General features: G+C 36.6%; 11 protein-coding genes and 1 rRNA gene. 1 reads left to right on the forward strand and 11 read right to left on the reverse strand.

Annotation, left to right across the window (positions count from 1 at the left end; genetic code table 11):
• From AC2VNP_RS07725 to AC2VNP_RS07755, 7 genes are all read right to left on the reverse strand, one after another.
• Nucleotides 1-76: ribosomal RNA gene (locus tag AC2VNP_RS07725) — 16S ribosomal RNA — on the reverse strand; the annotation flags it as partial.
• Between the two features lie 532 nt (nt 77-608).
• Complete coding sequence (locus AC2VNP_RS07730) at nt 609-908, reverse strand: spore coat protein (protein ID WP_486916768.1); 300 nt, start codon at nt 906-908, stop codon at nt 609-611.
• A gap of 16 nt (nt 909-924) precedes the next feature.
• Nucleotides 925-1113, reverse strand: a complete 189-nt coding sequence (locus AC2VNP_RS07735; RefSeq protein ID WP_486916769.1) for a hypothetical protein — start codon at nt 1111-1113, stop codon at nt 925-927.
• A gap of 61 nt (nt 1114-1174) precedes the next feature.
• Nucleotides 1175-1444, reverse strand: a complete 270-nt coding sequence (locus AC2VNP_RS07740) for a spore coat protein (protein WP_486916770.1) — start codon at nt 1442-1444, stop codon at nt 1175-1177.
• Between the two features lie 28 nt (nt 1445-1472).
• A complete protein-coding gene (locus AC2VNP_RS07745) occupies nt 1473-1688 on the reverse strand; it encodes a hypothetical protein (protein WP_486916771.1) in 216 nt (71 codons plus the stop codon).
• A 165-nt stretch (nt 1689-1853) separates the two neighbouring features.
• Nucleotides 1854-3272 carry an ABC transporter permease gene (locus AC2VNP_RS07750; RefSeq protein WP_486916772.1) on the reverse strand — a complete coding sequence of 473 codons (1419 nt, stop codon included), beginning with the start codon at nt 3270-3272 and terminating at the stop codon, nt 1854-1856.
• Between the two features lie 15 nt (nt 3273-3287).
• Nucleotides 3288-4229 carry an ABC transporter ATP-binding protein gene (locus AC2VNP_RS07755; protein WP_486916773.1) on the reverse strand — a complete coding sequence of 314 codons (942 nt, stop codon included), beginning with the start codon at nt 4227-4229 and terminating at the stop codon, nt 3288-3290.
• A gap of 143 nt (nt 4230-4372) precedes the next feature.
• On the opposite strand from AC2VNP_RS07755, the gene ltaE reads away from it, so the two are divergent.
• Nucleotides 4373-5401 carry a low-specificity L-threonine aldolase gene (gene ltaE, locus AC2VNP_RS07760; RefSeq protein WP_486916774.1) on the forward strand — a complete coding sequence of 343 codons (1029 nt, stop codon included), beginning with the start codon at nt 4373-4375 and terminating at the stop codon, nt 5399-5401.
• Between the two features lie 157 nt (nt 5402-5558).
• On the opposite strand, the gene AC2VNP_RS07765 is transcribed toward ltaE, so the two are convergent.
• From AC2VNP_RS07765 to AC2VNP_RS07780, 4 genes are all read right to left on the reverse strand, one after another.
• Nucleotides 5559-6491, reverse strand: a complete 933-nt coding sequence (locus tag AC2VNP_RS07765; protein ID WP_486916775.1) for a D-2-hydroxyacid dehydrogenase — start codon at nt 6489-6491, stop codon at nt 5559-5561.
• Nucleotides 6492-6528: 37 nt separating this feature from the next.
• Entirely contained in the window at nt 6529-7857 is a 1329-nt protein-coding gene (locus AC2VNP_RS07770; RefSeq protein ID WP_486916776.1) for a phospholipase D-like domain-containing protein, read from the reverse strand.
• Nucleotides 7858-8159: 302 nt separating this feature from the next.
• Nucleotides 8160-9512 carry a sensor histidine kinase gene (locus AC2VNP_RS07775; RefSeq protein WP_486916778.1) on the reverse strand — a complete coding sequence of 451 codons (1353 nt, stop codon included), beginning with the start codon at nt 9510-9512 and terminating at the stop codon, nt 8160-8162.
• Between the two features lie 9 nt (nt 9513-9521).
• Nucleotides 9522-10190, reverse strand: coding sequence for a response regulator transcription factor (locus AC2VNP_RS07780; protein WP_486916777.1), 669 nt, complete (start codon nt 10188-10190; stop codon nt 9522-9524).
• Between the last annotated feature and the right edge of the window lie 199 nt (nt 10191-10389).

Below are 10389 nucleotides of genomic sequence, written 5' to 3' on the forward strand. Positions count from 1 at the left end.
ATGAGGTCCGCTCGACTTGCATGTATTAGGCACGCCGCCAGCGTTCGTCCTGAGCCAGGATCAAACTCTCCATAAAAGTGTTTGATATAGCTCATTTGTCACCGTAGTGACAACTTCATATATAATGAAGTTAATTGACGAGATATCATGTATCTCATTTATTTCGCTTGGCTTTTTGTTCAGTTTTCAAAGAACTTTTGTGTCGTATTAACGACTGGATACTTATCTTATCACGCTTATTCCTTTTCATCAATGAACAATTATTGGTAAAAAGTTTTGTTTGTTTTTACAAAGCGATAAGATTAAATATATCAATAAACTTTGATAAAAGCAACAGTTAATTTAAATTTCCAAAACTAATCATTAACCTTGTTGGCTTTGATTTGTTAGTCACTCGCAAAAGCGACAAGAAATAATATATCAAATAAAATAATAAATTACAACCATTTATTACTATGAAATAATTGGTAATTTGTTTTTCTTAGTTTTCCTTACTATTATATGAGGTACTTTCTTGATACCGGCGCTTTCCCATTACTCATTGATGAAACGCTAAGTATAACATTAGCGCCAGCAATCACGTTCATTTACAGGTTAAGCCTTAAATGTTAATCATTAGCCAATTTCAATGCTTTTTCAGCCGTTTGCAAATCAACTTTTAACTGTTTGGACATATCATTCGGATTATAGTAACCGTTATTGATCATATAAGTAGATATTTTTTCATGAAACAAAATCGCATCCTCCAAATGATGGACTAATGTATTTCGAACTTCAGGTGTAGCTGCTTCAGTAATTGCTAATGCATAGTTTTTAATTTCTGATTTTGCCGCCACGAGAATATCTGTCGCTATTACTTGGTCTGTTAATGGTGCCATTCCTGTTAGTTTTTCAATAAATTGGTTCACTCTTCATCACCAACCCTTATGTTAAATGAGTTTTTAATTCTTCAATATGTCTTGAGGTCATCTGTACATCTTGCTGCATAATATCTTTTAAATCTGGATCAGTAACAAGTGCCTGCATAATTGTTGCCTTTGTTAGACAAAGACTTTTAAATGTTACTAGTTCATGTAGTTCTAACGATTCATGTACACCTAGGTTTGGGTTCACCTGAAACACCTCACTTCCTAACATGTTTACTCTTTAATATATAAAATTTTCTATTGATAACTTATTGTTCTAAAGCTCTGCTTGCGTACGCAACATCCTTTTCAAGTTGTTGAAGTACATTGTACGCATCGTATATGCCTCGGTCTTGTAAAAAGCCATAGATTTGTTCGTGTTCAGTAATGGCTGTTCTTAATTCTTCTACTAAAAATGTACGAATTTCTGATGATGTGGATTCCGTAATAGCGGCCGCAAAATCTTTGATTGCTGTTTTTGTCTCAAACAACATATCTGTAGCGATGGTATGATCAGAAACACTTAATTGCTTTTCCAATTCTTTTCCCTCCTTTTACTGATTCATTTTACTGATTCATTTGAGTTGATGCCGTACTTAAAAGTTCTTTCATTTTATTAACGGTCATTGTCCCTTGTTGGATGCTTTGTTCTATTAATTGTTTAAGCTCCGGATTTTCTACCGTTTCGACCCGTGCTTTTGCCTGAGTGAGACAAGCCCACTTAAAATTACTTAATTCGCGAAGATCGATGATTTCATGAACACCGTATTGATTACTTTCCATATCGTTCACCTCCATTTTCCAAAGATAGTTTTTGCTTAGATAAGTTGTTTATGCGTTACCTTTTTTTCTATAAATGAACATCATTCTTAACTTACATATAAAGAAGGTGCGAATGAACGTAACTCACCATCGCACTGCATTAATAAAATAGAGTAGATACTATTTTTAAGAGTCCTTTTCAACTAATACCTTTCTAGTGATTATCTTTTGCTTACTAGAGTATCGCTCCCCTGAAATATAGGTTCTCATTCTCCAAATTGAAATCAACATAAATACTGCCCCAAAACCTCCAAGAACGATTAAATTATTTATAATATCTGTCCAGCTAAGTTCTCGGACTAATATATCTTGATAAGCTGTCAATGCCCATGCGTGGGGTGTAATAAAAGCAATTTGTTGCATTAAGTCTGGCATCACGAATAATGGGACCATTGTTCCACCGAGTGCTGCCATCGTCAAAATGACCATCACAGACCAACCTGTAATTTGCGATTCAGTCTGAACGAGAGAGGCGATTAGCATCCCTAAAGATGAACTAACCCACACTAATGCTAAACTAATAAGAAGTAACGCGAATATCGAACTTCCTAGCGACATCCCAAAAACAAAATGACCGAAACCGAAAAGGATCGCAACTTGAGTAAGGCCTATCAAGTAAAACGGAACCCATTTACCTATCAGTAAATTCCAACCAGAAACAGGGGCTGATAAAATCCTTTGTAACGTTCCTGATCTTTTCTCATTTAAGAATGACCTTCCAGCAAAAGTGACTATAAAAAATGCAAACATAACGGTATAACCAGGTACATTTTGTTGAAATGGATCAGGTTGGGATGAGTGTCGTTGTGCTCCTGTCAAAGAATGAACCGTTATATTGGGGTTATTAAAGGCTTCTTGTGCTTCTATCTTCAATTCGTCCTTCATCCCATCTAGTATTAAGGAATTTCTTTCAATATCACCGTCTATTGTTGAACTTTCAATCGTTTCAAGAGAAAACAAACCCACACTCATGCTGTTTAACAGTTGCTCATACTGTTGTTCGTATTTCTCCTCCATTTTTGCTAACTCATTATTTAGTTTTTCATTAACAACTTCCAATTGGTTGTCGACCATACGATTAATGGTGTATTGCATTGAAAAGGATTGAGTAACACCTTCAATCGCTTTCTCTAGTACAGAAGTTGAACTTCGTTGAGCTGCATCTTGATAAGTCGTAATGGCAATAGGTTCCTGCTGGCTCAATGCTTGACTGAATTGACTAGGGATAATGATCGAAAGTGGATATTTTCCATCTAATACAAGAGACCGTGCCTGTTCTTCTGTTAATTTTTGTCCCTCAAATTTAGAAACGACGGTAAGTCCATCTACCTTATTCAATGTTTCTACAAAGCGATTAGAGGCTTCACGCGAGTCATCGTTCACCACAAGCACCTCAACATCTTTCCCACCTAGATTATACATAGGCATTAACGCAAAGCTCATAATACTAATAAACATGATTGGAAGTAAAAACAATACAACGACAGCTCCACGATCTTGTAATAATATTTTTAAATCTTTTCTCGTAATTGCTAAAAACAACATGGTTTGTTCCTCCAATTAGTCTCTCAGCGCTTTTCCAGTTAATCGTAAAAATACGGTTTCCAAATTGGGTGGCATAATGACTAAATCATCAATAACGATGTTCTTAGCTCTAAGTCCATTCATTAACATTGCGATCGCTTCTTGGATGTTCGTCGTTACAACTACCATTACTTTTAATTCACTTGTTTCAACCTCTCTTACAAACGGCAGTGTTCCTATGTAGTGGACCGCTAGCTCTAACTGGTCTCGAGACTGCAATTGAAATTCAACAACACCCGCGGAAACAGTATCGATTAAATTAGCTATTTTATCTACCATTAATAGATTTCCGTGATCAATGATCGCTACTCTATCGCAAAGTGAGGTCGCTTCCTCCATATAATGAGTTGTATAAATGACTGTTTTCCCTTCTTTTTTTAGCATTTCAATGAGCTCATATATTTTAATTCGAGATTGTGGGTCTATTCCAACGGTAGGTTCATCCATTAAAACGACTTTAGGGTCATGCAAGAGTGCTGCAGCGATATTTATTCTTCTCTTCATTCCACCTGAATACTGAGAGATAGGTTCGCTAGCACGGTCACTAAGCCCTGTTAAATCTAAAAGCGAATGAACACGTTTTTTTAATTCTTTACGTTTTATTCCATATAAGGATCCAAAAAAGAATAAGTTATCAAAGCCACTGAGTTCACTATACAAAGTAATATCTTGTGGAACAACACCGACAAATGACTTCACCTTTTTCATGTTTTTTGTTAAGTCCATATGATTAAACCACACAACTCCGCTCGTAGGTTGGAGTTGTGCACTAAGCATTAGTAAAGTTGTCGTTTTCCCCGCCCCGTTTGGTCCGAGGATTCCAAATACTTCTCCTTCTTTTATACTTAAACTAATCCCGCTAACTGCCTTTCGCTGGGCATACTCCTTTTCAACGTTTTCTAATTCAATGATGTTCATAGGTACTCCTTTTTTACTTTTTTGATATTTTTTCCATATTTAAATGCAGTCATACAGATACGATTGGAAATAGCACAAAAATTAACGACAACACCTTTATCCTGTATAATGGACATAAAACACATCATAGGAGAGAGAAAAAAATGACTTTTATTGATTTTCGAAGTGATACGGTAACCAAACCAACAGAAGAAATGCGAGAAGCGATGTTAACTGCTGAAGTTGGTGATGACGTCTATGGTGAAGACCCTACCATTAATCGTCTAGAAGCATTAGCCGCTAAAATACTAGGTAAAGAAGCTGCATTATTTGTTACTAGCGGTACACAAGGAAACCAAGTCGCCGTTTTAACGCATTGCCGTCCAGGTGATGAGGTGATTTTAGAGGCTGAATCTCACATCTTTTTATATGAAGGTGGTGCTTCTTCTGCACTTGCTGGTGTACAAACGAGACCAATTCAAGGTGTGCGGGGAGCGATGGACCCGTTAGATGTAAAAAAAGCGATTAGAGGAGAAGATATTCATTATCCTTACTCAGGTTTAATTTGTTTGGAAAACACACATAACAAAGCAGGTGGAAAAGTTGTACCTCTTCAAACGATGAAAGAAATTTATGAGATTGCTAGAGAAAAAGAAGTACCAGTCCATCTTGATGGCGCTAGACTTTTTAATGCCGCGGTAGCATTAGGTGTACCCGTTTCCGAGTTAACACAGCATGTCGATACCGTTCAAGTATGCTTATCGAAAGGGTTATCAGCACCGGTTGGTTCCATCTTAGCAGGTAGTCAATCTTTTATTAATGAAGCAAGAAAATGGAGAAAACGCCTTGGCGGTGGTTTACGCCAAGCAGGTGTAATTGCAGCTCCAGGCATTATCGCATTAGAAAAAATGATTGATCGTCTAGCAGAAGACCATGCCAATGCTCAGCTGTTAGCAGAAGGGTTATCTACCATTCCTCAACTTCAAGTCAGTGTAGAAGAAGTAGAAACGAATATCATTCTTTGTAATATTAAAGAAACAGGCTTATCCAACGACCAATTCTTAAGTAAACTAAAAGACGCAGGCATTCTAGCTGTTCCTTTCGATGACGGGATTATCCGTTTTGTCACTCATCGTGAAGTAACAAGTGATATGGTTCAAACTGCGGTGGAGACGATAAGCGGGATCTTATAATCCTTTTGGTCATGTAAAACAAACCTTCTAGAGACAATAAAGTTGACATACTCACCTATCCACATTTAAAATCCAAGAAAAACAGCCCTCATACCGACAAGGTCGGTAATGAGGGCTGTTTTTTGCTATTGTTAAAGTTGATTTTCCCAAGCTTTAATTAAAATCCTTTACTAATATCGACTTGATTACGAAGGGAATTGCCTGCTTCAATGTTCCGTATCGTATCAACAAAGCAATCGACACCTTCATCAGGTGTTGTCACTGCTGAAATATGTGGTGTGATCGTTACACTTGGATGGCCCCACAATACATGTTCTTGCGGGAGTGGTTCTACAGTAAAAACATCAAGTACCGCAAATCTCACGTACTTTCGGTCAAGCGCTTCAAGCAATGCTTCTTCATCGACTGATGCGCCCCTGCCAACATTAATAAACCCTGCGTTAGATAAGGTATTAAAAATTTGACGATCAAACACCTTCTCTGTTTTCTCAGTTAACGGTAATGTATTAATAACATAGTTAACTTCACCTAAACGCTTTTCATGGGAACCAAAAGGCAGAACCTCTCTAAAATAGGCTTTCTTTTTTCCGCTTAGTGATACACCATAAACCTCTATCCCAAATGTTGATAGGACTTCAGCAGTTTTTTGACCAATTTCTCCTGTTCCAAATATCATCACTTTTTGTTCACTCAGTAACCGAGGCGTAATCGGTTCCCACGTTTTGTTTATTTGCAGCTGTTGAAACGAATCGTGGAATTGTACATCTTTTAAAATATAGCTTAAACAATATTCAGCAATTCGTTGACCGAATGAACAAACCGTCCGTGTTAATAGAACACTTTCAGGCCACTTTTTCTTAAATAAAAATCGATCCACACCTGCACCAAGTGAATGAACCCACTGAACTTGACTATAGTCATAATCCTTTTTTGTATTAAATGCGACAAATGCATCGGCCCACTCTAAATCACCTGTGGCCACTTTTTCTTCAGGCAAGAAACGAAAATTATACGTTAAGTTTCTATTATTTATAAGCGTTTTAATCTCATTATGCATTGGACTTACAACAACAATATTATTGATGTTCACTAGCCTCACCCCAACTACAATAGTTTCTCCTATACTATTACAACATATATTGAAAAAAACGCATAGGAATAGATAGCATTTTTGTAATTGTTGCTTTTAAAAATGAAACATCCTCTGCTACAACGTGTGAACTTTGATCATAAGAACCATTAGAACCTACTACTAAACTCTGCTCAGTCAGTACTGTTTCAACTTCGTCCTGTAAAGCTGAAGCAAACTCAACACTATCAATCACGACCATAGATTCCGTGCTAAGGAATGTACTTCGCGGATCAAAATTAAACGAACCCACGACACTGATCCGGTTGTCAAATAAAAATGACTTCATATGCAACTGTCTAGTGGAGCTCTGGAATTCGTATAAATCAACAGTCGAATGGGCTGCAATATCTTCTCGCGATTTCATATAGCCTGAGTAAGCGATAATATTTGAGGTTGCAGCTAAGGAATTCGTTAAGATGAGGATTTCATCGGCAGTAACATTACCTTTATTTAAATGGTTCATCATATCGTGATTAGGGATAATATACGGACTTTGTATTAAGATCGACTTTTCTGCATGTTCCATTAAGCTTGTTAACTCATACCATACCCATGGCTCTTTATTCATACGGCTAATCGGGTTATAAATGAATGTAATTTGATTGGTAGGAAAGGATTGTTCGAGCCAATTTATATCCTTTTGAATAAATTCTGGATAAGTGCTATAAAAAGTCTTAGGGAACTGTCGTAGTAGATTTAACTTTTCTTTAGCCGCCACTTCTTGTCTTTTTGATAATTTATTTAACGGAACTTTAGAAAATTCATGATCCCAAACATCATCAAAGTAGTCCTTCATTTGAGAAATAACACTTTCATTAAATAGGTCTTCATTCGTGTTAATGATCACGACATCTCGATCATTTGATGCTCCTTCATAACCTTCTGGTGCAAAGTATTTATCTCCTATATTTCGACCGCCAATCATTGCATACTTTTTATCGATAATGATTAATTTGTCATGGAGTCTATTATTCCAAGTCCAAGGCCGTGAAAGATCAATTGGTTCATAAAATTTAAGCTGGATGTTAGGATGATCCGTAAATACATACAGTATGTCTTTCATCGATCCTCTTAAATTATGAAACATCCCATCAAGTAAAACACGAACTTGAACTCCCCGATCTGCTGCACTAATAATACTTGAAAAAAACACTTCACTTGCTTTCCCTTCATGCAATACATGATAAGAAATATCAAGGCTATGATTTGCACTTTCGATGAGGTGGACACGAGCAAGACCAGCATCAAAAGGATCCTCCACTAACGCAACCCTGTCTTGTGAATGCTCATCTCCATAAAAACGATCAACGTTTAGGTTATCCATATAGTTACTTTCGTGCGGTTGGTGAAACCTAAAAGCCAATACCCCAGAAATAAACGCGTATAAACCATAGATCACAATTAATAAAACAGCTACTATGATAGCGTTTTTAGACCCTCTCCTCTTTATAGCAATCACCTCTTTCTCGTTGCCTTCATTTATTAATACAACGACCCCAAAATGATAATAATTTTCAAAAACCTATTTAATGTACCTATTATATGAACCTATTCTTTTAATCTTATTACGTACTTTACAGACAAATGAAGGTGTGAAATTAATTTCACACCTTTACCTTTAATTCTTTACTGATTTTCCAATAATGGTATTCGGACGATAAACGTTGACCCAATCCCTTCTTCACTTTCCACACGAATTGAACAACCATGTAGAGCTAAGATTTTTTTAACAATTGATAATCCAAGCCCATTTCCTTTTACGGAACTGCTTCTAGCTTTATCCACTTTGTAGAAACGTTCAAACAAGTGAGGAACAGCTTCTTGCGGAATGCCTTTCCCTGTATCCTTAATGCTGACAATCAGTTCATTTGCTTGCTCCTTCAAGGAAATTTCAATCATTCCGGTTTCATCTGTATAACGGATTGCATTCGTAATGAGATTTAACCAAACTTGTTCAAATAAATCTTGATCCGCAAATACTTGATGCGACTCCAGCTCTAGCTGGATGTTAAGATTTTTATTTTTCCACAACGGTTCGGTAGCAAGAACTGTTCTTCGAATTTGTTCATCCAGCTTATACTTTCCAGGATGATACGGATGGTGCTCGGATTCTAAAGAAGCTAGACGTAACAAGTTGTCACTCAGCCTAGATAGACGTTCGGTTTCCTGGTAGATGATATCTAAATATTCTTTTTGGTGATCTTTAGGAATCACGTCGTCTTTTAATGCTTTGGTAAATCCACGAATAGAAGTAAGAGGAGATTGGATTTCGTGAGAGACGTTACTGACGAAGTCTTCTCGCATTTTATCAATTTTCCCTAACTCCGAAGCCATGTAATTAAAGCTCGTAATTAATTCTCCTACTTCATCTTTATTTTTGCTCTTTAATCGAACCGAAAAATTTCCTGTCGCCATTTCTTTAGCTGCATCCGTTAATTTTTTTATTGGGTTAACGAAATATCTTGAAGCAAGTAAAATTAATAAACTTCCTATAAACAGAACGAGAAACAGTGTAAAAAAGATCACTCGTTTAATCGCAAACAATTCTTCCTCAAAATTAATTCGAACAAACAGCGCATGTCTTTCATTACCAATCTCAACAGGTTTACCAACAATCCTCGTCGTCGAGTTCATTTCATTTTTTGGAAGAAAATGAGGTTCCTTATTAGATGATTGCATGACCGTTCTAACCGTCTCTCGATCAATTATAAAAGATGGCTCAGCAAATGAATGTACAACTCCCTCTTCATTTATAAGCATAAGTTCAAAATTAAATTCGCTTAACGTCTCAAATAATTCAGGGATTTTTTCCACTTGGGAAAGTTCAACAAGTTCTGCAACGCCTGTCGTATGTTTTGTAACTTCCTCTTCTATAAACAATTCACGATGAAAAAAAAGTGAATTGATCAAATAAGAAATAAATAAACTAATGATGACCACACTGATAAACGTTACGACAATTCGTGAGTAGAGACTCATTTTTAACAATTAAATCTCCTCCAAGCGATAACCTAATCCTCTTACTGTAGTTATCGTTAAGTCAGGTAAAGACCCTATTTGTTCTCTTAGCCGTTTAATATGTACATCGACTGTTCTTTCATCACCATCGTAGTCATACCCCCAAATTTTCTCTATCAACTGAGTACGAGTGAATATTTTACCTGGCGAACGCGCTAATTCAAACAGCAACTCACATTCTTTCCTTTTTAAATAAACGGTTTCGTCTGAAGCTTGTACAATAAGTCGCTCTAGATCAATTAACGTAGATCCGACCTTAATGATATTCTCTGAATTTGCATTGTAACGTTTTAAGAGAGCATTGACTCTCAGAATTAGTTCTACTGGATCAAACGGCTTTACTAAGTAATCATCTGTTCCTGCTTTAAATCCTCTGACCTTATCTTGAGATTCTCCTTTTGCGGTTACCATCAAAATGGGGATATTTAGAAATGATCGAATATCTTCTGTTAATTCAATTCCATCCACATGCGGCATCATCACATCTACAATCGCTAACTCCACTTGTTGCTCTGCTAAAAGATCTAACGCTTCTCGTCCATCTGACGCTTCAATTACCGAGTAATTGTTATTTTCAAGATATAATCTAATTAATTTGCGGATATGTGCATCGTCATCTACTACTAGAATTGTATTCATAGGACATTCCAACTTTCTTTACAGGCTTTTCTTACTGATACCATAACCTAGATCTAGACATAAGCTTTTTGAATACCGTTTTTTCGATCTTCTCTAGATTTCGGGCTTCAACCGGCTCTTTGATCACCGTTTTTTCGAGTCTTCTTAGATTTCGCGCTTCAACAGGCTCTTTGAATACCGTTTTTTCGATCTTCTCTAG

This window comes from Alkalihalobacterium sp. TH-98, from assembly GCF_057473385.1.

What these genes read in the sequence shown, in the direction of transcription:
- AC2VNP_RS07780 (WP_486916777.1), bottom strand. Translation starts at nt 10,190, where the DNA reads ATGAATACAATTCTAGTAGTAGATGACGATGCACATATCCGCAAATTA.
- AC2VNP_RS07755 (WP_486916773.1), bottom strand. Translation starts at nt 4,229, where the DNA reads ATGAACATCATTGAATTAGAAAACGTTGAAAAGGAGTATGCCCAGCGA.
- AC2VNP_RS07770 (WP_486916776.1), bottom strand. Translation starts at nt 7,857, where the DNA reads ATGGATAACCTAAACGTTGATCGTTTTTATGGAGATGAGCATTCACAA.
- AC2VNP_RS07745 (WP_486916771.1), bottom strand. Translation starts at nt 1,688, where the DNA reads ATGGAAAGTAATCAATACGGTGTTCATGAAATCATCGATCTTCGCGAA.
- ltaE (WP_486916774.1), top strand. Translation starts at nt 4,373, where the DNA reads ATGACTTTTATTGATTTTCGAAGTGATACGGTAACCAAACCAACAGAA.
- AC2VNP_RS07775 (WP_486916778.1), bottom strand. Translation starts at nt 9,512, where the DNA reads ATGAGTCTCTACTCACGAATTGTCGTAACGTTTATCAGTGTGGTCATC.
- AC2VNP_RS07750 (WP_486916772.1), bottom strand. Translation starts at nt 3,272, where the DNA reads ATGTTGTTTTTAGCAATTACGAGAAAAGATTTAAAAATATTATTACAA.